We start from the raw sequence: 22,802 nt of genomic DNA on the forward strand, positions 1-22,802 counted from the left end.
ATGACGGACCTGCTGCTGAGTATTGGGTGTTCGAGCCTGATCTTCGTGATCTTCAGGCTGTATAAAACCTACGGGGTCCATACCCCGACGGCCATTGTGGGCAATTACTATACCGCTTTCTCAACAGGCCTGGCCCTAGCCCCGGAGGTAGCCGCTCCGAATGCGTGGGCCAGCAAACCCTGGCTGTTGCCTGCCCTTATGCTGGGAGTTTTGTTTGTTGTCATTTTCAACCTTATGGCTCGCTCGTCCCAGAACCTGGGGGTTTCGGTTACCTCGGTTGCCACCAAAATGTCTCTGGTAATCCCCGTTACCCTGGGGATATACCTGTACGGGGAGCACTTGAGTTTCCTGCAGGGGTTTGGGATCGTATTGGCGCTCTGGGCTGTTTATTGTACCTCCCGGCCGCCCCGGGGAATGGTCCTGCGCAAAGGCGTACTGGGGCTGCCCCTCCTGGTGTTCCTGGGTTCGGGGATCATCGATGCCAGCCTGAAATACCTGGAGGAACACCGGGTACCTGCCGCCGAATTCCCGATATTTTCAAGTACGGTGTTTTTCGCTGCCGGAACCTGCGGATTGCTTTCCCTGTTGCTGCGCCCGCATTCAGATAACCGGGGCAGCCTTCCCCGGAACCTGCTGGGCGGGTTGGCCTTGGGGGTCCCGAATTTCTTTTCGGTATACTTCCTGCTTCGAGCCCTGACCTCAGGCGTCTGGAACAGTGCAGTGGTCTTTACCCTGAACAACGTGGCCATCGTATTGCTAACCACCCTCCTTGGGGTCTGGCTGTTCCGGGAACGGTTAAGCCGATGGAACCAAATCGGGATCGTGTCTGCCGTAATCAGTATCCTCCTGGTAAGCCTGTAAATATGGAATCCGCTGCCGCGTCCTTTAAAACCCTCTACAGACCAAGCGGTCCCTGCCTGCTTAAGGAACGCAAAAGCAAGTTTATCGGGTATGCGTATCCCGTGGCTTCGGCCGAAGCCGCCCAGCAACAGGTGCAGGCACTCTGGAAGGAATACCCGGATGCTACCCATATCTGTTACGCCTACCGGATTGGGAATGACCCTCCCCAAATCCGGATTAACGATGACGGGGAACCCGCACATTCCGCAGGATCTCCCATTTTCGGGCAGATCGAAGCCTTTGATCTTCAACATGTATTGATTTGTGTGGTTCGGTATTACGGGGGGACGAAACTGGGCGTAGGCGGGCTTATCCAGGCTTATCGCGAATCGGCTCGCCTCTGCCTGGAGCAGGCCGATATCAGGGAGGTCCGCCCACAAACCCTACTTACCCTGTCCTTCGAATATGCGAGTCTGGACGCTGTAATGCGGGTCATTTCCCAGTATCAATTGGAAATCCTGGACCAGCAGATGCACCTGAGTTGTACCATCAAACTGGCTGCCATCCCTGAAAACCTCCCGGCTATCCTGGAAGCCTTCGGCCCACTCTCCGGTGTGGACCTACGCGTGCAAAATGACATGGGATTCAGGTAAGCCTCTCGAGGATAGAAGCCGGGCAGCGCATCGGCCTTCGGGTATCCCGGTCCAGAAACGCCAGATCGGTCTCGGCAAGGGCTAAAATGTCGCCATTTTCGGACCGGATTTCGTAGTCAAAAGATATCCGAACGGTAGGTATTTTTTTCAGCCGTGTAACCACAGTAATCTCCTGATCATAAACGGCCGGTTTTTTATATTGGATTGTAAGATTTATAACCGGCAAAATGCAGCCGGATTCTTCCATCTCTTTATAGGATATTCCTAGGGCCCGCAGCCACTCTACCCTTCCCATCTCCATATATTGCGGGTAGTTTCCGTGGTATACCACTCCCATCTGGTCGGTCTCCCCGTAGCGTACACGTACTGAAATTTGATGTTCGAACATAGGTTAGAGGAGAATTTTTTGGTATATTTAAAAGGGTGAAGACAGGGCGCAGAACTTCTGAAAAAAAAAGCAGAAATTCAACCCGCTTTGGATTTTTTTTTTAGGTTTTTTGTGCACATATTTGTCTCACTCAGAAAGGACAGATTAGCTGTCCTTTTTTCTACCGTACTAACTCACGCTAACCAACCGAAAGACAAGCTTCGTAATGAGTGTTTCTGCTATTTCCGTTTGGGAAAACTGTCTTGCTTTTATCGAAGACAATATTCAACCGCAGGCATTCAAAACTTGGTTCCTTCCCATTAAGCCCGTAAAGCTTACCGACAAGTCTCTGAGTATACAGGTCCCCAGTAAATTCTTTTACGAATGGCTGGAGGAGCATTACGTCAAATTGTTAAAGGTGGCACTTACCCGGGAGTTAGGCGAGGGTGCCAAGCTGGTGTACGTCATCAAGATGGAGAACACCTACGGCAACCGAGAACCTTTTACTGAGAAAATACCGAGTTCCAACCGCGGGCAGATGGGGCCCCAGGAAATGGATGTGCCCATTAAATCGAAGAGCCCCGAGCTGAAGAACCCATTCGTGATTCCGGGCATCCGGAATATCAAGATTGAGTCCCAGCTCAACCCGAACTATAATTTCGATAATTTCCTGGAAGGGGACTCCAACCGGCTGGCGCGTTCTGCGGGCCTGGCAGTAGCCAATAAACCGGGCGGCACTTCTTTTAACCCATTGCTGATTTTCGGAGGGGTGGGTCTTGGAAAAACCCACCTGGCGCATGCCATCGGGGTGGAGATTAAGGATAAATACCCGGAGCGCACCGTATTGTATATCTCAGCTGAGAAGTTTACCCAGCAGTATATCGAGTCGGTCAAGAAAAATACCCGAAACGACTTTATCCACTTCTACCAGCTTATAGATGTTTTGATTATAGACGATGTCCAGTTCCTTTCCGGGAAATCCGGAACCCAGGATGTCTTCTTCCATATTTTCAACCACCTGCATCAGAACGGCAAACAGGTGATCCTGACTTCAGACAAGGCACCGGTGGATATGCAGGATATAGAGCAACGCCTGCTCTCCCGCTTCAAATGGGGCCTGAGTGCCGAACTGCAAAGCCCGGATTTCGAAACGCGTATTTCCATCCTGAAGAATAAACTCTACCGGGATGGGGTGGAGATGCCCGAGGAGATCATCGATTATGTAGCCAAACACATCAAATCGAATATCCGGGAGCTGGAAGGAGCCATTATATCCCTAATTGCCCAGTCTTCCTTTAATAAAAAGGAAGTTACCCTGGACCTGGCCCAGCAGGTGGTGGAGAAGTTTGTCAAAAACACCAAACGGGAAGTTTCAATCGATTACATCCAGAAAGTGGTTTCGGATTACTTCGAGATGGACGTAGCCACCCTGCAGTCCAAAACCCGCAAGCGCCACATTGTACAGGCCCGTCAGCTGGCCATGTTCTTCGCCAAAAAATACACCAAGGCATCCCTTGCCAGTATCGGCTCCCAGATCGGGAAACGCGACCATGCCACAGTCCTTCATGCATGCAAAACCGTGGACAACCTGGCCGAAACGGACAAACAGTTCCGGAAATACATCGAAGACCTCACCAAGAAATTTTCCTGAGACCCATGCCGGTAAAGGTACTGATGGTCTGTCTGGGGAATATATGCCGCTCTCCTTTGGCAGAGGGTATCATGGCGTCCCTGGTACATCCTGAGGAGGTGTTCGTGGATTCTGCGGGGACAGCCGGGTACCACGTTGGGAACCCACCCGACCCAAGGTCCATTGCCGTGGCACGGGAAAACCAAATCGATATCAGCCACCAACGCTGTCGCGAATTCCAGGCAGCGGATTTCGAGGAATTTGACTATATTTTCGCTATGGACCTCGAGAACCTCGCAAATATCCATGCCCTGGCGCCAACCCAGGCGCATCGAAAAAAAGCCAGGCTGCTGCTGGAGGCCGGGGGGATGGGCACCAGGGAAGTTCCCGACCCATACTATGGCGGAGCTTCCGGATTTACCCATGTGTACAGCCTTATCGAGCAGGCCTGCAGCCGTATCCTTTCCGAAATCCTAAGAACGCCATAGGGTGGAAACAAATCCGACATCCAAACCCGGTAATCTGTACCTGATTCCAACCTTACTAGGTGATAACGAGCCCCTTGAGGTACTGCCGCTGACCATCAAGCGGGCCATTGAGAATATCGATGCCTATATTGTTGAGAACGAACGGAGTGCCCGGCGGTTCATCAAAAAAATCACCCCGAGAAAATCCCAGTCTTCCCTGGAGTTATTCCTGTTGAATAAATATACCGACACCGAAATGCTGCCGGAATTCCTGCAGCCCTGCCTTGAGGGTCGGGATATGGGCCTTTTATCCGAGGCGGGTTGTCCGGCAGTGGCAGATCCCGGGGCAGCCATTGTGGAACTGGCCCACGAAAAAGGCATCCGGGTGGTGCCCCTGGTAGGGCCTTCCTCTATTTTACTGGGGCTTATGGGAAGCGGGCTGAATGGTCAGAGTTTTGCCTTTAACGGCTACCTGCCCATTGAGGGTGCCGAAAGAAAAAAAGCCATCAAGGCACTGGAAAAACGTTCGGCAGAACTGGGGCAAACCCAGATTTTCATGGAAACCCCTTACCGGAACGATAAATTACTGGAAGAACTCCTGAGAACGCTAAAGCCACAGACCCGTTTGTGTATTGCGGCGGACCTCACGCAACCTACGCAGTACATACAAACCCGACAGGTAAGCGCCTGGAAGCAGCCCCTGCCCGATTTACATAAAAGACCTGCTGTTTTTTTACTCCTCGCCTGAAGCAGCAACCGGAAAAGCCTCTATCCGGGGGTTCTTCACAGGGGACACCGGGGAGGTGTCGTACCCACGGAACGCCCGGAGATAATGGGAAATACTGGTGCCATAGGCATCGGTAACGTCCAGTTGGCCGCCAGAACGCAAGTATTTTTTGACATTGCCGGCCCCTGCAAGGTGCGCAGCTGCCAGAATACCCGACTCCGTTACCTCAATACCATTAATGCGGCGCCCCACAAAGCGGGGTATATCACGGCGTAAAATCCATTTATTGCGGGAGAGGTTGATGTCGAAAACCTTTTCCTGTAATTCCGGGGAACCCAAAAACTGGGCAGGATTGTGAATCCCCATCAATTGGAGGGTAGTGAGCCCGAACTGATATTTCCCGAGATAGCCGAGGGTATTGGTCGTAAAATAGTCCCCTCCCGATTCCTTGAATGCGAGGGCTTCCCGAAACCCTATATACCCCTTGCCCAGAAACGGGGGCCGCAGGCCATATTGGTATGTGTCGGGGGATAAAGCTGGCAAATGGGCGTATTCCGCTTCTGTGACCGAAAGGGATTCCGGCAGCTGTGACGATTCGGCTCCCGAAGGATTAAGGCCGAAATTCACAAAGGTAAAGAGCATGATTAGAGGGCTCAGGTATCCGATCCACCTTTTCATATAAGTGTTTTCGTAAGCTTGAGAAAGCGCGAACACTTTCACTTACATTACTGGCGCAAAGATACGGGCCCCTTCAAAAAGAAAAGTCAAGAATTTCTTAAAAGGGCCCAAAAACCGGGTATATGGTCCGAAATCAGGGATTAAAGGCTACCTGCGGATATTTTGTGCATTGATCCACCGGATGTACTGCTCCTTATTCCGGTTGTGTTGCGCGAGGGACTCCGCAAAGACGTGATAGCCGAAGTTCTGGGTATCCACTACAAAGTAGAGGTAGTTGTGCTTTTCCGGGTTTAAAACTGCACGAATGGCAGACATGTCGGGCATAAAAATGGGTCCGGGCGGAAGCCCTTTGTTCCTATAGGTGTTGTAAGGCGAGGCGATTTCCAGGTCCCGGTAAAGGACCCGCTTAATCACAGTATCGTAGCGGCCTGTTTCCTTCTTGATGGCATAGATGACCGTCGGGTCGGCCTGCAGGGGCATTCCCAGCCTCAGGCGGTTCAGGTAAACGCCTGCTACCCTCGGGCGTTCGTCTGCCTTGGCGGTTTCCTTGTGGACAATGGCTGCCAGGGCAATGACCTCTTCCGGGGTCATCCCCATGGAACGGGCTGCCGCTTTTCGCTCCTCGTTCCAGAAACGGTCGTATTCCGCGGCCATCCGATCCCGGAAACCGGTTGCGGAAGTGTTCCAGTAAAATTCATAGGAGTTCGGAAGGTAAAGCGCCATAGCCTGATCCTGGCTCAATCCCCTGGATTTCAAGAATTCAGGATCTGTCATAGCGGTAACCAGGGCCGCGCTGTCTGCTTCGATTTGCTGGGCCACCCGCCCCGCCAGGGTGGCGATGCGCTCCTGGTTGTTGAAGGCCAGGGTAACCGGGGTATTCCTGCTGCGCAGGGCATTCACGATATCGTTGTTGTTCATATCCCGCAGGATGGGATACCGGCCTGGCCGGACATTTTCCACATATCGCTTCCGGGTGGCTACCGCATCGAAGGCCTCCAAATCCTCCAGCAGGGGCTCCAGTTGCGCCCTGACCTCGGGATAACCGGCATCCGAAGGGATGTAGACATAGGCCGTTTCATTGGCAAAAGCCGTATTGCTGGTAAAAAAGGTCCTGTAAACCATGGCTGCAAACAAGCCTCCACCCAGCAGTCCAAGGAGAACAAGGATCAGAAGGATTCGCTTAATGTACATGGGCGTTGATTTTCTGCATAAAAACTTCATCCTGGAACCCAGTTGCCGTCCGGATCCAGTCGCGTCTAAGACCCGTCTGTTCAAACCCCTGCCCCCTGAAAAGACTCAGGGACGGGGTGTTGTCTGCCCCTACCCCGGCAAAAAGCTGGCGAAGGCCCAGCACCCCGAAGGCATAGTCACAGAGCAGGCCCAGGGCCTGGCTCCCGTAACCTTTGTTGCGGTCCGCCTCTCCCGAGATGACGATTCCTACGCCGGCCCTCATATTTCTGGGGTCGAAATCGAAGAGGTCTATAAGGCCCAGGCAGGTACCGGTATTGTTGCCTACAATGGCCAGTCGCAATTGCTTGACCTCGTAGATGTCGTGGTGCGCCACTTCCAGATACTGCCGGAGCACCTTCCGGGAATACGGCGTTAGGGTACCACTTATTTCCCAAATGGCCGGGTCGTTCTCCAGCCGGTAGAGAAAGTCCAGGTCCTCGGGTTCCAGCGCCCTCAGGGTAATATCCTTTCCGCTAAGGCTAATCATGGTATTTTCCTTTAAAAACCATTGTGGCGGGCCCTGTGAGCCAGATATCGTCATACCCCCCGGTTTCCCCCGGTTCGAAGCGGACGGTAAGGGTGCCTCCCGCGGTGTCTATTTCAGCATGATGGCCAGTGAGTTTCCCCAGGGAATGCATGGCCAGGGTAACAGCGGTAACACCAGTCCCGCAGGAGTAGGTTTCATCCTCCACCCCCCTTTCGTAGGTCCGGACCTTAAACCGGGCCGGGCCATCCGGCCGTACAAAATTGATATTGCTGCCCGCCTCGCCATAGAGGCTGTAGCGCAGGCGCCTCCCCTCTCGCACAACATCCAGCCCATCCAGGTTATCGACCAGCTGTACATGGTGGGGAGAACCCGTATCCACGAAACTGTATCGGGGTTTCTGATGCACCCCGGAAACTGCACCCATTTTAAGGGAGACAACCCCTTTTTCGAGCACTGCCTCGTGGTACCCATCCGGGGCCTCAAACCCGCATTCGCTTTGAATCAGACCCAAAAGGGAAGCAAAGGATACCGCACAGCGGCCCCCGTTTCCGCACATGGACCCCGGCCTGCCATCCGAATTAAAATAGAGCATCCGGAAATCCGATTCCGGGGTTTTCCGGATCAGGATCAACCCGTCCGCGCCGATGCCGAACCTCCGATGGCACAGTTTGCGGATAAAGGCTTCGTCGGTGGAGGGGAAGACCTCTTCCCTGTCGTCTACAAGGATAAAATCATTCCCTGTGGCCTGATATTTGTAGAACTCCATAGGCCTACAAAGATACACTTTAAAGCGTGGGGCGTGCCCGTTAAAATGTCGTTAAACCAAAATAAACTGTAGGTCAAAAACGTAATTTTATACTGTTAAAATAACGCATACCATGAAACGAGTAGCAGGATTATTTTTCATTGCACTGGTCTCCGGAGGCGTTACCCTGGGGGCTTACAAGATGTTTTTTGAGAACCAACAGCCCCAGTGGGGTTTCCCGCAAGGTACCCTTCCGGTGGTGCAGACCAGTTCGAGCGGCCTTGGGTCAGCCCCGGCTGAAACAACCGATTTTACGCTGGCTGCCGAGAATACGGTCAATGCCGTGGTACACGTCAAGAACATGACCCTGAGCCGCGGGGCCAGTAATTTCTTTGAATACCTCTATGGATACGAGGAGCGGGCACGCCCCCAGGTGGGGACGGGATCCGGGGTAATCATTTCGCCCGAGGGCTATATCGTGACCAACAACCACGTCATTGCCCGGGCCAACCAGCTTACCGTTACCCTGAACAACAATAAAACCTACGAGGCTACCGTGGTGGGCACCGACCCCAATACGGACATCGCCCTGATCAAGATCAATCCGGAAGAGAAGCTTCCCTACCTCACCTTCGGGGATTCCGATAATGTGAAGATCGGGGAATGGGTACTTGCTGTAGGGAACCCCTACCAACTCACCTCCACGGTCACAGCGGGTATTGTGAGTGCCAAGGCACGGGACCTGGGGCGCAACCAGTCCTTCCTGCAAACCGATGCCGCCGTTAACCCCGGCAACAGCGGCGGGGCCCTGGTCAATACCCAGGGGCACCTGATCGGAATTAACACCGCCATCACTTCACAGACGGGGTCCTATATCGGATATTCCTTTGCCGTTCCCAGCAATATCGCGCGGAAAGTGGTGGAAGACCTCCTGGAATACGGAGATGTGCAAAAAGGGATTCTGGGGATTGAATCTCCCCGGCTCGATACCCAGTACGCTATCGAGAATAAGATAAACGAGATTGAAGGGGTCCTGGTAGACGGCGTGGAGGAAGACTCCGGTGCCGAGGCAGCGGGCATCCTCCCCGGAGACATCATCCGCAGTATTGACGATATCCGCGTTAGGCGGTTCTCCGATCTGGTGGGTTACATCGCTACCAAACGGCCGGGAGACCAGGTAAAGATTACCCTGGACCGGGATGGGGAGGAAGTAATACTTCCGGTAGAAATCCGGGAGCGCCAGTCCCTGGACCTCCCCCGCCTGGGGCTGAAAGTCAAGAACCTCTCCGAGCGGGACAAGGAGACCTACGGGGTCAACTCCGGAGTAAAAATTATCGGGGTACCGGAAACCTACCGCCGGTATGACCTCACCGGAAAAGTAATCCTAGCGGTGGATGGGGAGCCCGTGAACAATATTGAAGATGCACGCGAGCTGTTCAGCAAAATTTCACGCTATGGAAATACCAGCATTACGATGCTTGACGAAAACGGGGAACGGGAACGAATTATCTTCCAGTAGCCGTTGAGGATATCGCAACAAAACCCGCCCCTGAAGGCGGGTTTTTTTATTTATACGAAAATATCGGACGAAAACGTTTGAAATGTATAATTTTGCCGGAAAATTCAAACCCTGACCCATGACCTCCAACTCCTATGAAAAAGAGCTTGCTTTCCAGGCCGACCGCCGGAAGGCAACCACAGAATTCATCAAGATTGTGAGTGATCTCTGGTACGACAAGGCCATTGAAGTGGTCCTGTTCAAAAACCAGATCATAGACAAGAATGTCAGCGATATCATCAACCTGCACGAATACGCGGGCCAATTTGTCCAGAAACCGATTTCCATTTTCGATTCCGTGGAAATTCTCAGGGCCATCTCGGACATCAAGCTCCCTCCTTCAAAACTGGATATCGGGAAGCTGACCTTCGAATACCATTCGGACGATAACAGCAATTACCACGACGCCAAAGCCTTTGTCCTGGATAAACTCAAAGGGGCCTCAAGCTACCCGGAGATTGCGCCCAAAGATGTAATCCTGTACGGGTTCGGCCGTATCGGGCGGGTTTTGGCCCGGGAACTCATGGCCAAGACCGGCAAGGGAAACCAGCTCCGACTGCGCGCCATCGTGACCCGCGGCAGCCTGAGCCCTGAGATTTTGGAGAAAAGGGCCATGCTCCTGCGCACAGATTCGGTTCACGGCGCCTTCTCCGGAACGGTGGAAGTACATCCCAAATGGCCTGCCCTGGTCATCAACGGGACCACTGTCCATATGATCTCCGCATCGGACCCGTCCGCAATAGATTACAGCGAGTATGGGATTGAAGATGCCCTGGTGATCGACAATACCGGGGCGTTCCGGGATAAGGAAAGCCTCGGCCTCCACCTCAAAGCCCAAGGGGTTTCTAAGGTTCTGCTCACGGCACCCGGCAAAAACATACCCAATATCGTCCATGGGGTAAACCACGAGGAATTCGATCCGGATTCGGTGGATATCTTCTCAGCTGCCTCCTGCACGACCAATGCCATTACCCCCATCCTGAAAGTGGTGGAAGACTCCCTGGGGATCCGCAAAGGCCACCTGGAAACCATCCATGCCTACACCAACGACCAGAACCTGGTAGACAATATCCACGGGAAATACCGTCGCGGCCGGGCAGCAGCCCTCAATATGGTCATCACGGAAACCGGTGCGGGCAAAGCCGTTTCTAAAGCGCTGCCCTCCCTGGAAGGGAAACTGACCTCCAATGCCATCCGTGTCCCGGTACCCAATGGTTCCCTGGCTATCCTCAATTTGGACCTCAATGGGAAAACAAGTGTGGAGAGCCTGAACACCATTGTTAAAAAATACGCTTTAGAAGGCGACCTGGTGGAACAAATCAAATACTCCCTGAGCAACGAACTTGTTTCATCCGATATTATTGGAACTACTGCGCCATCCATTTATGACAGTAAGGCCACCATTGTTACCCCGGATGGAAAAAGTATTGTCCTGTACATCTGGTACGACAATGAATTCGGGTACGCCCACCAGGTCATCCGCCTGGCCAAATATGTGGCCAAGGTGCGGCGCTTTACCTACTACTAGGATAGGAAGGAGATGCATTGAAACGACCTATGGGCGGGGTGTGTGAACCATACGGGCGAATTCCACGTATATGTTTTAGAAATTCCCCCCAATGAAGTACTTTAGCCCTACCTGCAATCGAAAAAACACAGAACCTAACGCTATGAAGCGATTTGCGCTCCTGTTGTGCCTGGCCTTCCTTGCCACCGGCACCATGTTCAGCCAAGACGAAGCGGAACCCTCACTGGATTCCGGCACGGTGGAAAGTCAGTTCGACTTTATTTTCAGTAAATCGGGAAACTACAATGCCGAAGGCAGGCGGTACGAAGTGGTTCGGGCCATTTATCTCGATAAGTTGAGAACCAATGTACTGGACAGCCTCTCTGCAGGGCGGAAAGCCGCCGGGGAACTCCAGGCAACCATCAACGGGCAGCAGGCAACCATTGCCGACCTGAATACCAAACTGGAGGATACCAGTTCGCAACTGGCAGAGGTTACCGAACAAAAAGACAGTATGTCGTTTTTTGGGGCCCAACTCTCCAAAACCACCTACAACCTGATCCTCTGGACCATTATTATTGCACTCTCCCTGCTTTTGTTGCTTTTCGTTTTCAAGTTCAGGAGCAGTAACACCCTGACCCAGGAAGCCAAGGCCAAACTGGCAGACCTGGAGGCGGAGTACGAGAACCACAGGAGGCGCGCCCTGGAGCGGGAACAGAAAATAAGCCGTCAGCTGCAGGACGAACTAAACAAACAACGCAAGGGAAAATAGCCTTTCCTCCCCTGACTACTGTACCGCATGGAAATTGTAAGGGCAAACGAAAAACACCTTGCCCAACTGGCACCCCTGCTGGACGGATACCGTGTATTTTACCGGCAACCTTCAGATCTTAAGGCTGCTACCGGTTTTCTGAAGGAGCGCTTCCTACAAAACGATTCCATCATCTTCCTGGCCCGGACCGATGACCGGCCTGCGGGTTTTTTGCAGCTTTACCCCAGTTTTAGCACGGTAAGCATGCAAGCCCTGATGATCCTCAATGACCTGTATGTACATCCGGACTTCCGGGGGAAGGGCATTGGAAAGGCCTTACTGCGCCGGGCACAGGAACTCGCCAGCGAAAACGGGCTCAAGGGCCTCGCCCTTGAAACGGCCGTAGACAACCCGGCCAGGCACTTGTATGAATCCCTGGGGTGGGAACGGGATACCCACTGTTTTCATTACTTTTGGCAGACCAAGCCATAGCTATGCGGATCGATATTATTACTGTCTTACCCGAATTGCTGGAAAGTCCCTTCGGGGCATCTATCCTGAAACGCGCTATTGACAAGGGCCTGGTTTCGGTCCACGTGCATAACCTCCGGGATTACGCGACAAACCGCTATAAGCAGGTAGACGATTACGCCTTTGGTGGCGGGGCGGGGATGGTGATGATGGCCGAACCCATAGACCGATGCCTTACAGCACTTACCAGTGAGCGGGAGTACGACGAAATCATCTATATGACCCCCGACGGCGTGCCCCTTCGGCAGCCGGAAGTGAACCGCCTTTCCCTCCAGGAAAACCTGCTGATCCTTTGTGGTCATTACAAAGGCGTGGACCAACGCATCCGGGATCTGTGGATTACCAAGGAAATTTCTATTGGCGATTACGTGCTTTCGGGCGGGGAACTGGGTGCGGCCGTCCTTTGCGATGCCATTATCCGACTGATCCCCGGGGTGCTCAACGATGAGACCTCCGCCCTTACCGATACCTTCCAGGACAACCTGCTGGCCCCTCCGGTATATACCCGGCCAAGGGTCTTTAAGGGTATGGAAGTGCCTGAGGTCCTGACCAGCGGGCATGCGGGCAAAATAGAGGCCTGGCGGGAAGCCCAGGCACAGGCGCGTACGCGGGAGCGCCGGCCGGACCTGTTAAACGAGGAATAGAGCTCCCTAAAATCTCCGGAAAATACTTGCCGGTTGGGAATTATCGCTTATTTTTGCACACGATTTCGAACTAACCTCTGGCGAGGTACGTGAACGTTGGTTCGGAGAAACCTAATGAGATATCATGGAATCCTTAGTCAATTTTGTTGAAAACGAATTCATAAGCCGGAAAGATTTCCCGGAATTCTCCGCCGGAGATACCATCACGGTATACTACGAAATCAAAGAAGGTGAGAAGACCCGTACCCAGTTTTTCCGCGGGGTGGTTATCCAGCGTCGCGGTTCCGGAGCAACGGAAACCTTTACCATCCGCAAAATGAGCGGTACGGTAGGTGTGGAACGTATCTTCCCCGTTAATATGCCGGCCCTCCAGAAAATCGAGGTGAACAAGCGCGGTAAAGTGCGCCGGGCCCGTATTTTCTACTTCCGCGGCCTAACCGGTAAAAAAGCCCGTATTAAAGAAGTGCGCTCCTAAGCGTTCGGACTTACAGCAAAAAAAAGCCTGCAGTATCTGCAGGCTTTTTTTGTGGCTCTTTTTGGGGGTCCCCCCCAACTACAAGATATCCGAATTGGGTGCAAAACCCCAGCACAAATACCCCTACGCTTCTTTTTGAAATTCCAGGAGGGTTTTGCGGATAATGGAAATACATTCCTCCAGCTGCGCTTCCGTCATGACCAGGGGTGGCGCAAAGCGGATAATATTCCCGTGGGTGGGCTTGGCCAGCAACCCGTTCTCCTTCAATGCCATGCAGATCTCCCAGGCCGTGGAGCTGTCTTCGGTATCGTCAATGACAATGGCATTGAGCAGGCCCTTGCCCCGCACCAGTCGTACCCAGTGGGTTTCGGCTATGATTTCCTTCATGCGTTGGCGGAAACGGTTGCCCAGAGCTTCCGCCCTGCGGGCCAGGCCTTCCTCACGAACCACTTCCAGGGCAGCCATTGCCACGGCACAGGCCAGAGGATTCCCTCCAAAGGTGGACCCGTGGTTCCCGGGGCGTATAACTTCCATGATATCTTCCCGGGCCAAAACGGCCGAAACAGGGAATACCCCGCCTGATATGGCCTTACCCAGAATAAGGACATCCGGTTTTACCTGGGGCGTACCGCTGCAAAGGCCCTCGGGGCAGGAACAATTTCCGCAGGAAGCCAGCAGGCGGCCGGTACGGGCAATCCCGGTCTGTACTTCGTCGGCTATAAGCAGGACATTGTTTTTCTTACAGATGGCCTGAGCCTCCTCGAGATAGGTATCGTCAGGGACATAAACCCCGGCCTCCCCTTGAATGGGCTCCACCAGAAAAGCCGCAACATTTTCGTCTATGGCTTCTTCCAGCGCAGCAATATCGTTGTAGCGGATAGATATAATCCCCGGGGTAAAGGGCCCGAAATTCTCCGTGGCTACCGGGTCGTTCGAAGCAGATATAATCGTAATGGTCCTGCCGTGAAAGTTGTTCTGGCATACAATGATCTTGGCTTTGCCAGCCGGGATACCCTTTTTTTCGTAACCCCATTTACGGGCGAGTTTAATCGCGGTTTCCACGGCCTCGGCACCCGTATTCATGGGCAGTACCTTATCATATCCGAAGTAGTTGCACAGGTACTGCTCATAACGCCCCAACTGGTCGTTGTAAAACGCCCTGGAAGTAAGGGTGAGCTTCTCCGCCTGTTCTTTAAGGGCTCCTACAATTTTAGGATGGCAGTGTCCCTGGTTTACCGCCGAATAGGCCGAGAGGAAATCGTAGTATTTGTTTCCTTCCAAGTCCCAGACAAAGACGCCTTCCCCTTTACTTAATACGACGGGAAGGGGGTGATAATTCTGAGCGCCGAAACGTGCTTCCAAAGCCATGGCCTCGGCTGAATGCTGTTTTTCCACAACTGACATAAGCGTTGCTTTATACATTAAACAATAGCCATTCCTGCTTATGGAGAGAAATCATCCGGGAAGAGGGCTAAAAATACAAATTCCGGGCGGACCTTCCCAATATTCCGCTCATACAAAAAGCAGGGAGTCCGTAGAAGGGACTGTCCCGAAAAAGAACGTATTTTTGAACCCATGTCCAGAAGAAAAAACCTCCCTGTTTTTGAGTCCCTGAAGGTTACCGGCGCCGGGGCCCGTGGCAAAGCCATCGCAAAGGCCCCTGACGGCAGGGTGGTCCTGTTGCAGGGCGCTGTGCCCGGGGATACCGTAAGTGCGACCGTTTACAAAAAAAGAAAGGGCTATTACGAAGCACGGGTCACCCGCGTGGTGCACCCTTCCCCAAACCGGATATCCCCGAAATGCATGCATTTCGGGACCTGCGGGGGCTGCAAATGGCAGCACATGGAATACGCGGCCCAATTGGAGGCCAAGGCGGAGGAAGTGTCCAGTAACCTAAGGAGGATCGGCAAACTGGAATTACCGGAAATAAACCCGATCCTGCCCGCTCCACAGCCCTATTACTACCGCAATAAAATGGAGTTTTCCTTTTCGTGTTACCGATGGCTGGAACCAGAGGAAATCGAAAGCAAGACCGAACTGGAGCACCGCAACGGGCTGGGGCTGCATATCCCCGGGATGTGGGACAAGGTCCTGGACCTGAAAGAGTGCCACCTCCAGGCAGACCCCTCCAACCGCATCAGGCTGGCCATCCGGGAGTTTGCCATTGAACATGGCTATACCTTTTTCAATCCCCGGGAACAGGAAGGCTTGCTCAGGACCCTGATGATCCGCAACACTTCGGACGGGCAGTTCATGGTAGTACTACAGTTCGGGGAAGAGGACCTTCCCAGGCAAAAAGCACTCCTGGAATTCCTGGTGGCCGAATTCCCGGAAATCCAATCCCTGCACTATGTGGTAAACCGCAAAGGGAACGATACCTTATACGACCTGGAACTTATATGTGCCCATGGGCAGCCGTATATCACCGAACAGATGGAAGGGCTTCGTTTTCGGATTACACCTAAATCCTTCTATCAAACCAATTCCGAGCAGGCATTGGAATTGTACCGCGTGGTTAGACGCATGGCGGGCCTCACCGGGAAGGAATGGGTTTATGACCTGTACACCGGTCTGGGGACCATCGCTCAATTTGTAGCTGCCGGCGCCAGGGGCGTGGTTGGTATTGAGGCCGTGCCCGAGGCTATAGCGGCCGCCAAAGAAAATGCAGCCCTCAATGGGATCGGGAACATCACTTTTTACGCTGGTGATATGAAAACCCTTTTCACCGATGCATTTATTGCATCCAACGGGACCCCGGATGTTGTTATTACAGACCCCCCGAGGGATGGCATGCACAAGGATGTAGTGGCACAATTGCTGCGACTGGGCCCTGGGCGCATCGTCTATGTCAGTTGCAACAGCGCCACTCAGGCCCGGGACCTGGCCTTAATGGCAGATAGCTACACCATTGTGGAAGTCCAGCCTGTAGATATGTTCCCCCAGACCCACCACGTGGAAAATGTCGTACTTTTACAACGCAAATCCCAAAGCTGACATGCACATCCCCAGGCATTGGAACCCTTTATTGCGCCGAACGGCCTTTCTCCTTCTAGTACTGGCCCTACTGGCCGGTTCCGGGTGTGAAAAAGACGATATCTGTGTGGATGGGGATACGCCTTTGCTTGTCGTTACCTTTTACGATATCGAAAACCCGGGGGAGGCCAAGGCCGTTAACAGGCTGCGGGCCGTAGGGCTGGGCAACGGGACTCCCGTAACCTCCTTCCCAGACCGGTCTACCCGCGATTCCATCGGGATCCCTTTGCGGATCGATTCGGGGCAAACAGGCTTTGTCCTGATCCAGAATTCGGAAGACGAGGAGGGCGCAGACGTCGGAAACCGGGACACTCTGTATTTTGATTATGAAATCCGGGAGGAGTTTGTATCCCGCGCCTGTGGTTTTGTGGGGCAGTTCGACAACCTCGAAGTCCTGCTCCAATCGGATGCCTCCAATTGGATAGACAGCGTTACAGTAATTGCGACCACTGTTGAAAATTCCTTAAGTGCCCATGTGTCGGTTTATCACTAGCCTGTTGCTTTTGTTGCTCTGTACCTCCCCCGCGCTACTGAACGGGCAGGGTAAGCGGGAGGCAGACAGCCTGCGGCCGGGCCAGAAATACGGCCTTAGGGTGGGGATAGACTTAAGTCGCCCCATCCGGTCTGCACTGGACGAAAATTACACCGGGCTGGAACTTACCGGGGACTTCCGTCTTTCACATAAATGGTTCCTGGCAGCCGAACTCGGAAATGAATCTTTCGATGTTGAGGAATTGCTGGACAACGCGGACGAGGTAAACATCCAGACCCTCTACAACTTCAACAGCAGCGGGAGCTATATCAAAGCAGGGGTAAATTTCAATACCTACGAGAACTGGTATGGGATGAACAACCTCATTTACGTAGGCGCGCGTTATGCGTTCAGCACGTTCAGCAAAGACCTGCAGTCCTACAGCATCTACGAAAGTAACCGCTACTGGAACCCGGAGGGTTTCCTGGCCGGGGAAGATGTTCCCAGGGAGTTTAGCGGGCTAAATGCCTCCTGGCTTGAGATGCTGCTCGGGGTAAAGGCAGAACTGTTCTCCAACCTGTACATGGGTGCCAGCGTGCGTATAGGGATGCTGGTTAGCCGGAAGGAATCCGGGGTAATCCCCCATATCTGGATTCCGGGCTTTAACCGGGTAACCGAAGGGAGCCGTTTCGGGGTCGGGTTTAACTATACCGTTAGTTACCTGATTCCTCTCTACCGAAAATCCCGCGCCCCGGAAGAAGGGGACAACACCCCCTGACCCTTAGTTCTTACTGGCCTTCTTACTGCCCTGGTAAATATCAAATCGCGCCAGGCGGGACTCGATATTCCCATTGAAGAGTTTGATTTTACGGGTGGCCCGGAGCCCAACCTGTTTTACGTGTTCGGGGTCCCCAAGCAGAAGCCATGCTACCGTACCCGGATAGTGTTGCTTGAGGGTATCCCCTACCCTGCCGTAAAAGGATTCCGGTTCTATGTGGAGGCGTTGGCCATAGGGAGGGTTGCACACAAGGTGTAGCGGGTTCTCCGATTTCTTGGCTGTCTGGAAAAAATCGGCCTGGTCCAGTGCGATATACTCCTGCAGATTGGCATTCTCCACATTCTGCCGGGCTTTGGCTATGGCCGACGGCGCTCTGTCGTACCCCGAAATCCGATAGGGAAAATCCCGTACATGTTTCATGCTGGCTTCGAAGATACGCTTGTACAATACCGGGTCGAAATCCTTCCAACCCTGGAACCCGAAGTGTTGCCGGTTGATATTTGCCGGTATATTACAGGCAATCATGGCCGCTTCTATAGGTAGTGTCCCGCTGCCACACATGGGGTCCAGAAAATCGCATTGCCCTCTCCAGCCACTCATCATCAGTACCCCGGCGGCCAGGACCTCGTTGAGTGGGGCAATATTCGTCGCCGAACGATACCCGCGCTGGTGAAGGGAATCCCCGGAACTGTCCAGGGAAAGGTGCGCCATTTGCTTCTGGATATGGATATGGATGCGTACATCGGGGCGTGACACGGAGACACTGGGGCGCCGCCCCGTCTTTTCCCTCACCTGGTCCACGATGGCATCCTTCACTTTTTGGGATACAAATAGGGAATGGGAATACAAATCACTGTGCAAAACCGTATCGACCACAAACGTCATGTCAGGATCCAGGATTTGGTTCCAGTCCACCTCCCGGATTCGGTCATACAACTGGTCTGCCCGGTTTATCCTAAAATCGCGTAGGGGTTTCAATACCCGTAATGCCGTGCGGAGGTTCAGGTTGGCCTTATACATAAAGCCCGTATCGCCCTCAAAAAATGCGCACCGTACGCCTGTTCGCACCCCGCTGGCCCCCAATGCCCGAAGTTCCCCCGCAAGTAGGTCTTCAAACCCATACAGGGTTTTGGCGAGCATTTTGAACTTTTCGGCCATGGTCTCAGGTTACAGAACTGCAAAAATACACTATTTTTACGGGCCTAAGATCTGCCTTTATCCCGTGACGCTCTGGCCCATCCTACTTCCTGCTCTCGCTGTCTTACTCAGTTTTACATGGCTTGTTTGCTACCGCAGGCAAATAAACCGCAGGTATTCCCTGCTCCTGGCCTTCAGTGGGGCTTTCCTCTTATCGGTTACCCTCTTCGAATTGCTGCCCGAAGCCTATTCTTCGGGCAACCCCGAACAAACCGGGCTTTGGATTGCCCTGGGGATTTTATTGCAGATTTTTCTGGAATCACTCTCGAAAGGGGCCGAACACGGGCATGTCCACCACGGCAATGGGACAACCTTTCCCTGGCTGCTCTTTGCCAGCCTTTCCCTTCATGCCCTGACTGAGGGTATCCCCCTGCAGCATACTCCTGATTTTATGTGGGGAATTGTGGTTCACAAAATCCCGGTAAGCCTCATTATAGGAGGGTTCCTTTTGCAGTCCGGACGCTCCATGGGGGCCATCTGGGGATTCATGGTTTTCTTTGCGCTGATGACCCCTGCCGGCGCCTGGATCGGAAGTCGGCCCGCCCTGGAAGCTGTATACGCCTACCTCCTGCCCCTGGTAATAGGCGTAGTCCTGCACGTGTCTACCATCATACTTTTCGAAAGCTCGGAAGGGCATGCCTTCAACCTTAGGAAGATAGGCGCCATCGTTTTGGGGATGGCCTTGGGGTTCCTGCTTTAAAGCTTCGAACAGCCGCTACGAGAAATTGAGTATATTGAGGGATACATCCCAGGATCTATGCCCAGAGTAATCCTTGCCCTGCTGTTATCCCTGCAAACAAGCGTGGTTTGCAGCCAGGATTTGGAGGCCTTCGAATGCACGCCTCAATGGCTTAGCCTGGTTGAACAGTCTATCCCCAGTACCCCTGAGGTTACCCCTTTTCGGGCACGCAATCTCCTGGTTTTCTCCCTTCATACCGGTTTTGAGCACTGGGCAATCCCCCATGTGGATGCCGTCATTGGGCTGTTGGCCCGGAAAACAGGTGCCGCATCGGTTACCTACAGTCAGGATATCCGGGATTTTGAAACAGCGCGCCTAAGGGCCTTCGATGCAGTGGTTCTGAACAATACCTGCCCGGAGCGGGATCACCGGAATATCTTTTACGACGTTTTCCGCAAGGACAGCCTTATGGAAGATGCGGCCCGTTGGGAGCAGGCTGCTGTCTTGGAAGAAAACCTGTTAGCCTATGTGCGTAACGGGGGAGGTATTGTCCTTTTACACGGTGGAACTACTATGCAGTTGAATTCTGAGTCCTTCAGTGAAATGGCAGGGGGCAGTTTTGATTTTCATCCGCCCCAGCAACCGATGCGGGTCCGTATTGTGGAACCAGGGCATCCCATCACAAAGGGGTTCCAAAACCAGGAATTTACGTTGACCGATGAGCCCTATTTCTTTAAGAACGCCTATCCGAAAAAGGACTTCCGTCCTTTGCTGGCAATGGATGCCCGGGAACTGAAAGGGTTGGAACAGCCTGTTGAAGATCCGCTGCGCTATATTGCATGGATAAAACCCTATGGGAAGGGACGGGTTTTTGTAAGTGCCCCATCGCACAACGCCCACCAACTGGAGGATCCGGAATTTCTAGGTTTTTTGCTAAATGGGATACAGTACGCCCTGGGTGACCTTCCTGCAGACGACGGTAAACCCCAGGGAAATTGAAGCCTAACCCCGCAGGACCAGCCAAACCATAACCCAATGGCACGCCGCCCCACAAAGGACAAACAGGTGCCAAATCATATGATTAAACGGGATTTTCCGGATGGCATAGAAGAGGATGCCCACGGTATAGAACCCGCCTCCGGCCATTAAAAAGAGTTGTGCCTGGTGGCTTAGTGTAGTCAAAAGGAAGTCCAGGTCAATGACGATCAACCACCCCATTAACAAGTACAGCAATACCGAAAATAATTCGAACCTACCGGTAAAAAACAGTTTCAAAACCGTCCCGAAGGCAGCCATCCCCCAAACTAACCCAAATAATAACCACCCCTTACTCTCTGCCAGGACAATAAGCGCCATAGGCGTATACGTACCGGCTATAAGGTAGTAGATGCAGATATGGTCCAGGATGCGAAGCCTCTTTTTATAACGGGGCAGAGCAACGGCATGATAGGCTGTGGAGGCCCCGAACAAGAGGATAAGGGAGAGACTATACGCCCAAACCGCAGCCTGGATAAGGGTGTTTTCGCCGCGTACCTGTATTCCCAGAACCACGGCGCCCACAAGACCGAGGATAGTCCCGAACATATGGGTTCCGGTATTCCAGTGCTCTTCTTCCCGATAGCTGATCCGAATCCTCGGCATACCTTCTGATTTGCGGTAGCAAAGGTACGCCGAATCGGTTATTTCGGGAAGTACCAGAAGGGAATCTGCAGAATCGTACGGGTATAGACGCTGTCCTGGTTGTGGTCCTTGCGTTTTACCTCCAGTACGTGCTTCCCTTTTCGGACCCCATCCATATCCAGGTAGGTTTCATACCCCATCTGTTTGCGGGAGTTGATGGCGAAGACGAATTCCGGTTTAAAGTCTAGACTGTCTATGGAAAGAGTGTACATTTCCTCAAGGGTTTCCAGATATTCCGGCAGGGAGTGGCTACGACCCGAGACTGTCCCATCTGAAAAAACCGAGAAGATCCCCCTTCGGTCCTCCTCGGGTTCAAGATCCTTGTTGAAATAGAAAACATCGTCTTCCACACTGCTGCCATAAACGACAAAGACATTTAGGAAGGGATCGGAAATGACCTTGGAAGGGATGGAGGCCCGATCTACAAATGGGGTGTCTTCGTCCAAAGAGTCGAGATAATTCGCCTTGCTCGCGGCATAGGAGGAGGAATTAAATTCAGAATCCAGGTAATTGGAGGTGCTGAATCCCGTACCTGCCAAAACTGTCAGCCCCAGGTATAGGGGGACAACGATCCAACTCAGTCTTTTCCCAAACCGGGTATCCAGGAAATTGTAAACCATGGGTCGGTAAAGAAACGATAAGGTAAGGTATTTAAAGACCCAGTAAAAGGGGTAATAAAACCAGGTGGTCCACTTCTTTCGCTTCAGCCAGCCCTGAGTCACAAAATCGATAAAAGTCAGGACCATACCCACGGAAAGGAAAATGATAGCGGGTATTCCAATAGCCCCGCGCGCCCAGGATGGGGTCTCCTCCTTGCTGATCCATAAACTTAATAGCCCTATGCAGAATACCAGCACCAATAACCCCAGGAGGTAAAACACCAGCAGAAAAGTTACCGCAAAAATGACGCTGCAATACTTTTCCAGTGTGGCTACATAATTGTCGAATGAGCCCACACGCTTCTCCAGGTGTCGTTTGAATTTGGGGCTGTACCTGAGTTTGGTATAGTCGATTTCCCCGGAAACATAGCGGAGTCCGATAGCACCGATCCATAATCCCCTGAGGATAACATGGGCTATGAGGTTAATCGTGATGATATACCAGGATACCGCAAGGCCTTGAAACAGAAGGGTACTGTAGAAGTTATTGTCGTTCTGCGCCTCCAGCCCGGCGAGCTCAATGGGTTCTATTACGGCAAACAACCCATAGATAGCAAAACCGGAAATAATCAGCTCCAGTTGCCAGCTTTCCTGTTGGAGAACATCCAACCATTTCTTGAATTTCGAATCGTGCGGGTTGTTGCTCATGTAATGGACTATCCTCGATTTAAATATAGTGGAAAAATGATTGTTCCGGGTATTTAGGGCAAACCCAGTTACCAGGTCTTTCAGCAAAGGAGGGTAAAACCTTTTTTTTGCCTGAACCCCCTTTGCAACGGGAGGGGGTATCTTCCCCCGGGGGCGGGGCGTGGTGTTTGCCTTTTGCAGTGCCTCCGGGTAGTTTGGTTTCGGGGGCGGGGGTGTGCCCCATCTGCTTTGGGTTTCTACCAAAACAAAAGCCCCCCACCTGGCTGTGAAGGGCTACCTGTATCCAATAAAAAACCCCGAAGTAGAGCGAAGCTCACTTCGGGGTTCAAAGAAGGCGGCGACCTACTCTCCCACCTAAGTGGCAGT

25 protein-coding genes are annotated in these 22,802 nt (G+C 52.8%); 16 read left to right on the forward strand and 9 right to left on the reverse strand.

Features of this window, described 5'->3' with window-relative positions; all coding sequences use genetic code 11:
• Positions 1 to 861 (forward strand): EamA family transporter, encoded by an 861-nt coding sequence (locus tag CA832_RS09615; RefSeq protein ID WP_088341354.1) that lies wholly within the window; start codon positions 1 to 3, stop codon positions 859 to 861.
• A 2-nt stretch (positions 862 to 863) separates the two neighbouring features.
• Positions 864 to 1,493: an IMPACT family protein gene (locus tag CA832_RS09620; RefSeq protein WP_158211914.1), complete on the forward strand. Its 630-nt coding sequence runs from the start codon at positions 864 to 866 to the stop codon at positions 1,491 to 1,493.
• On the opposite strand, the gene CA832_RS09625 is transcribed toward CA832_RS09620, so the two are convergent.
• Positions 1,486 to 1,881 carry an acyl-CoA thioesterase gene (locus tag CA832_RS09625; protein WP_088341356.1) on the reverse strand — a complete coding sequence of 132 codons (396 nt, stop codon included), beginning with the start codon at positions 1,879 to 1,881 and terminating at the stop codon, positions 1,486 to 1,488. The genes CA832_RS09620 and CA832_RS09625 overlap by 8 nt on opposite strands.
• 205 nt (positions 1,882 to 2,086) lie before the next feature.
• On the opposite strand from CA832_RS09625, the gene dnaA reads away from it, so the two are divergent.
• Genes dnaA through CA832_RS09640 form a run of 3 tightly spaced genes read left to right on the forward strand, consistent with a single transcriptional unit; the run spans position 2,087 to position 4,705 of the window.
• The gene (gene dnaA, locus CA832_RS09630; protein ID WP_088341357.1) at positions 2,087 to 3,511 is read left to right on the forward strand and encodes a chromosomal replication initiator protein DnaA; all 1,425 of its coding nucleotides are present in this window, start codon (positions 2,087 to 2,089) and stop codon (positions 3,509 to 3,511) included.
• A 5-nt stretch (positions 3,512 to 3,516) separates the two neighbouring features.
• Complete coding sequence (locus CA832_RS09635) at positions 3,517 to 3,978, forward strand: low molecular weight protein-tyrosine-phosphatase (RefSeq protein ID WP_088341358.1); 462 nt, start codon at positions 3,517 to 3,519, stop codon at positions 3,976 to 3,978.
• A gap of 1 nt (position 3,979) precedes the next feature.
• Positions 3,980 to 4,705: an SAM-dependent methyltransferase gene (locus CA832_RS09640; RefSeq protein WP_088341359.1), complete on the forward strand. Its 726-nt coding sequence runs from the start codon at positions 3,980 to 3,982 to the stop codon at positions 4,703 to 4,705.
• Here CA832_RS09640 and CA832_RS09645 read toward each other — a convergent pair.
• From CA832_RS09645 to dapF, 4 genes are all read right to left on the reverse strand, one after another.
• Entirely contained in the window at positions 4,691 to 5,362 is a 672-nt protein-coding gene (locus tag CA832_RS09645) for a hypothetical protein (protein ID WP_088341360.1), read from the reverse strand. The two genes, CA832_RS09640 and CA832_RS09645, sit on opposite strands and share 15 nt — an antisense overlap.
• Before the next feature lie 147 nt (positions 5,363 to 5,509).
• Entirely contained in the window at positions 5,510 to 6,553 is a 1,044-nt protein-coding gene (gene mltG, locus CA832_RS09650; RefSeq protein ID WP_088341361.1) for an endolytic transglycosylase MltG, read from the reverse strand.
• Positions 6,543 to 7,079, reverse strand: coding sequence for a GNAT family N-acetyltransferase (locus CA832_RS09655; protein ID WP_088341362.1), 537 nt, complete (start codon positions 7,077 to 7,079; stop codon positions 6,543 to 6,545). Before CA832_RS09655 ends, mltG begins: the two co-directional genes overlap by 11 nt.
• Positions 7,072 to 7,845, reverse strand: a complete 774-nt coding sequence (gene dapF / locus CA832_RS09660) for a diaminopimelate epimerase (RefSeq protein ID WP_088341363.1) — start codon at positions 7,843 to 7,845, stop codon at positions 7,072 to 7,074. The genes CA832_RS09655 and dapF overlap by 8 nt, the downstream gene beginning before the upstream one ends.
• 112 nt (positions 7,846 to 7,957) lie before the next feature.
• On the opposite strand from dapF, the gene CA832_RS09665 reads away from it, so the two are divergent.
• The 6 genes from CA832_RS09665 to rplS all read left to right on the forward strand — a co-directional run bounded on the left by CA832_RS09665 (position 7,958) and on the right by rplS (position 13,290).
• Positions 7,958 to 9,343, forward strand: a complete 1,386-nt coding sequence (locus CA832_RS09665; protein WP_088341364.1) for a S1C family serine protease — start codon at positions 7,958 to 7,960, stop codon at positions 9,341 to 9,343.
• A 118-nt stretch (positions 9,344 to 9,461) separates the two neighbouring features.
• Positions 9,462 to 10,910, forward strand: a complete 1,449-nt coding sequence (locus CA832_RS09670) for a glyceraldehyde-3-phosphate dehydrogenase (RefSeq protein WP_088341365.1) — start codon at positions 9,462 to 9,464, stop codon at positions 10,908 to 10,910.
• Positions 10,911 to 11,052: 142 nt separating this feature from the next.
• On the forward strand, positions 11,053 to 11,661 hold the full coding sequence (locus CA832_RS09675; protein ID WP_088341436.1) for a tRNA (guanine-N1)-methyltransferase: 609 nt from the start codon (positions 11,053 to 11,055) through the stop codon (positions 11,659 to 11,661).
• Positions 11,662 to 11,688: 27 nt separating this feature from the next.
• The gene (locus tag CA832_RS09680; protein ID WP_088341366.1) at positions 11,689 to 12,132 is read left to right on the forward strand and encodes a GNAT family N-acetyltransferase; all 444 of its coding nucleotides are present in this window, start codon (positions 11,689 to 11,691) and stop codon (positions 12,130 to 12,132) included.
• 2 nt (positions 12,133 to 12,134) lie between these two features.
• Positions 12,135 to 12,815, forward strand: coding sequence for a tRNA (guanosine(37)-N1)-methyltransferase TrmD (gene trmD, locus CA832_RS09685; RefSeq protein WP_088341367.1), 681 nt, complete (start codon positions 12,135 to 12,137; stop codon positions 12,813 to 12,815).
• A gap of 124 nt (positions 12,816 to 12,939) precedes the next feature.
• Positions 12,940 to 13,290 carry a 50S ribosomal protein L19 gene (gene rplS, locus CA832_RS09690; protein WP_088341368.1) on the forward strand — a complete coding sequence of 117 codons (351 nt, stop codon included), beginning with the start codon at positions 12,940 to 12,942 and terminating at the stop codon, positions 13,288 to 13,290.
• Between the two features lie 123 nt (positions 13,291 to 13,413).
• Here the strand turns inward: rplS and rocD are convergent, their stop codons facing one another.
• Complete coding sequence (rocD, locus tag CA832_RS09695) at positions 13,414 to 14,694, reverse strand: ornithine--oxo-acid transaminase (RefSeq protein ID WP_088341369.1); 1,281 nt, start codon at positions 14,692 to 14,694, stop codon at positions 13,414 to 13,416.
• A 171-nt stretch (positions 14,695 to 14,865) separates the two neighbouring features.
• Between rocD and rlmD the strand changes: the two genes are divergently transcribed.
• Genes rlmD through CA832_RS09710 form a run of 3 tightly spaced genes read left to right on the forward strand, consistent with a single transcriptional unit; the run spans position 14,866 to position 17,573 of the window.
• Positions 14,866 to 16,284 carry a 23S rRNA (uracil(1939)-C(5))-methyltransferase RlmD gene (rlmD, locus tag CA832_RS09700; RefSeq protein ID WP_088341370.1) on the forward strand — a complete coding sequence of 473 codons (1,419 nt, stop codon included), beginning with the start codon at positions 14,866 to 14,868 and terminating at the stop codon, positions 16,282 to 16,284.
• Position 16,285: 1 nt separating this feature from the next.
• Positions 16,286 to 16,816, forward strand: a complete 531-nt coding sequence (locus CA832_RS09705) for a DUF6452 family protein (protein ID WP_233131779.1) — start codon at positions 16,286 to 16,288, stop codon at positions 16,814 to 16,816.
• On the forward strand, positions 16,797 to 17,573 hold the full coding sequence (locus CA832_RS09710; protein WP_088341371.1) for a DUF6048 family protein: 777 nt from the start codon (positions 16,797 to 16,799) through the stop codon (positions 17,571 to 17,573). The genes CA832_RS09705 and CA832_RS09710 overlap by 20 nt, the downstream gene beginning before the upstream one ends.
• Before the next feature lie 3 nt (positions 17,574 to 17,576).
• On the opposite strand, the gene CA832_RS09715 is transcribed toward CA832_RS09710, so the two are convergent.
• On the reverse strand, positions 17,577 to 18,731 hold the full coding sequence (locus tag CA832_RS09715; RefSeq protein ID WP_198944465.1) for a THUMP domain-containing class I SAM-dependent RNA methyltransferase: 1,155 nt from the start codon (positions 18,729 to 18,731) through the stop codon (positions 17,577 to 17,579).
• A 64-nt stretch (positions 18,732 to 18,795) separates the two neighbouring features.
• Here CA832_RS09715 and CA832_RS09720 point away from each other — a divergent pair, with 64 nt between their 5' ends.
• Both CA832_RS09720 and CA832_RS09725 read left to right on the forward strand, forming a co-directional pair.
• Positions 18,796 to 19,470, forward strand: a complete 675-nt coding sequence (locus CA832_RS09720) for a ZIP family metal transporter (RefSeq protein WP_198944466.1) — start codon at positions 18,796 to 18,798, stop codon at positions 19,468 to 19,470.
• Positions 19,471 to 19,527: 57 nt separating this feature from the next.
• A complete protein-coding gene (locus tag CA832_RS09725) occupies positions 19,528 to 20,448 on the forward strand; it encodes a ThuA domain-containing protein (RefSeq protein WP_088341372.1) in 921 nt (306 codons plus the stop codon).
• Positions 20,449 to 20,451: 3 nt separating this feature from the next.
• Here CA832_RS09725 and trhA read toward each other — a convergent pair whose 3' ends face one another.
• Both trhA and CA832_RS09735 read right to left on the reverse strand, forming a co-directional pair.
• The gene (gene trhA / locus CA832_RS09730; RefSeq protein ID WP_088341373.1) at positions 20,452 to 21,090 is read right to left on the reverse strand and encodes a PAQR family membrane homeostasis protein TrhA; all 639 of its coding nucleotides are present in this window, start codon (positions 21,088 to 21,090) and stop codon (positions 20,452 to 20,454) included.
• 38 nt (positions 21,091 to 21,128) lie between these two features.
• Positions 21,129 to 22,436, reverse strand: a complete 1,308-nt coding sequence (locus CA832_RS09735) for a hypothetical protein (RefSeq protein WP_088341374.1) — start codon at positions 22,434 to 22,436, stop codon at positions 21,129 to 21,131.
• Between the last annotated feature and the right edge of the window lie 366 nt (positions 22,437 to 22,802).

Source organism: Robiginitalea sediminis (genome assembly GCF_002198115.1).
GTDB classification, from domain to species: Bacteria; Bacteroidota; Bacteroidia; order Flavobacteriales; family Flavobacteriaceae; genus Robiginitalea; species Robiginitalea sediminis.

Excerpts from the sequence above, each read along its gene's own strand:
- CA832_RS09615 (WP_088341354.1), top strand. The coding sequence starts at position 1 with ATGACGGACCTGCTGCTGAGTATTGGGTGTTCGAGCCTGATCTTCGTG.
- CA832_RS09620 (WP_158211914.1), top strand. The coding sequence starts at position 864 with ATGGAATCCGCTGCCGCGTCCTTTAAAACCCTCTACAGACCAAGCGGT.
- CA832_RS09625 (WP_088341356.1), bottom strand. The coding sequence starts at position 1,881 with ATGTTCGAACATCAAATTTCAGTACGTGTACGCTACGGGGAGACCGAC.
- dnaA (WP_088341357.1), top strand. The coding sequence starts at position 2,087 with ATGAGTGTTTCTGCTATTTCCGTTTGGGAAAACTGTCTTGCTTTTATC.
- CA832_RS09635 (WP_088341358.1), top strand. The coding sequence starts at position 3,517 with ATGCCGGTAAAGGTACTGATGGTCTGTCTGGGGAATATATGCCGCTCT.
- CA832_RS09645 (WP_088341360.1), bottom strand. The coding sequence starts at position 5,362 with ATGAAAAGGTGGATCGGATACCTGAGCCCTCTAATCATGCTCTTTACC.
- mltG (WP_088341361.1), bottom strand. The coding sequence starts at position 6,553 with ATGTACATTAAGCGAATCCTTCTGATCCTTGTTCTCCTTGGACTGCTG.
- CA832_RS09655 (WP_088341362.1), bottom strand. The coding sequence starts at position 7,079 with ATGATTAGCCTTAGCGGAAAGGATATTACCCTGAGGGCGCTGGAACCC.
- dapF (WP_088341363.1), bottom strand. The coding sequence starts at position 7,845 with ATGGAGTTCTACAAATATCAGGCCACAGGGAATGATTTTATCCTTGTA.
- CA832_RS09665 (WP_088341364.1), top strand. The coding sequence starts at position 7,958 with ATGAAACGAGTAGCAGGATTATTTTTCATTGCACTGGTCTCCGGAGGC.
- CA832_RS09670 (WP_088341365.1), top strand. The coding sequence starts at position 9,462 with ATGACCTCCAACTCCTATGAAAAAGAGCTTGCTTTCCAGGCCGACCGC.
- CA832_RS09675 (WP_088341436.1), top strand. The coding sequence starts at position 11,053 with ATGAAGCGATTTGCGCTCCTGTTGTGCCTGGCCTTCCTTGCCACCGGC.
- CA832_RS09680 (WP_088341366.1), top strand. The coding sequence starts at position 11,689 with ATGGAAATTGTAAGGGCAAACGAAAAACACCTTGCCCAACTGGCACCC.
- trmD (WP_088341367.1), top strand. The coding sequence starts at position 12,135 with ATGCGGATCGATATTATTACTGTCTTACCCGAATTGCTGGAAAGTCCC.
- rplS (WP_088341368.1), top strand. The coding sequence starts at position 12,940 with ATGGAATCCTTAGTCAATTTTGTTGAAAACGAATTCATAAGCCGGAAA.
- rocD (WP_088341369.1), bottom strand. The coding sequence starts at position 14,694 with ATGTCAGTTGTGGAAAAACAGCATTCAGCCGAGGCCATGGCTTTGGAA.
- rlmD (WP_088341370.1), top strand. The coding sequence starts at position 14,866 with ATGTCCAGAAGAAAAAACCTCCCTGTTTTTGAGTCCCTGAAGGTTACC.
- CA832_RS09705 (WP_233131779.1), top strand. The coding sequence starts at position 16,286 with ATGCACATCCCCAGGCATTGGAACCCTTTATTGCGCCGAACGGCCTTT.
- CA832_RS09710 (WP_088341371.1), top strand. The coding sequence starts at position 16,797 with ATGTGTCGGTTTATCACTAGCCTGTTGCTTTTGTTGCTCTGTACCTCC.
- CA832_RS09715 (WP_198944465.1), bottom strand. The coding sequence starts at position 18,731 with ATGGCCGAAAAGTTCAAAATGCTCGCCAAAACCCTGTATGGGTTTGAA.
- CA832_RS09725 (WP_088341372.1), top strand. The coding sequence starts at position 19,528 with ATGCCCAGAGTAATCCTTGCCCTGCTGTTATCCCTGCAAACAAGCGTG.
- trhA (WP_088341373.1), bottom strand. The coding sequence starts at position 21,090 with ATGCCGAGGATTCGGATCAGCTATCGGGAAGAAGAGCACTGGAATACC.
- CA832_RS09735 (WP_088341374.1), bottom strand. The coding sequence starts at position 22,436 with ATGAGCAACAACCCGCACGATTCGAAATTCAAGAAATGGTTGGATGTT.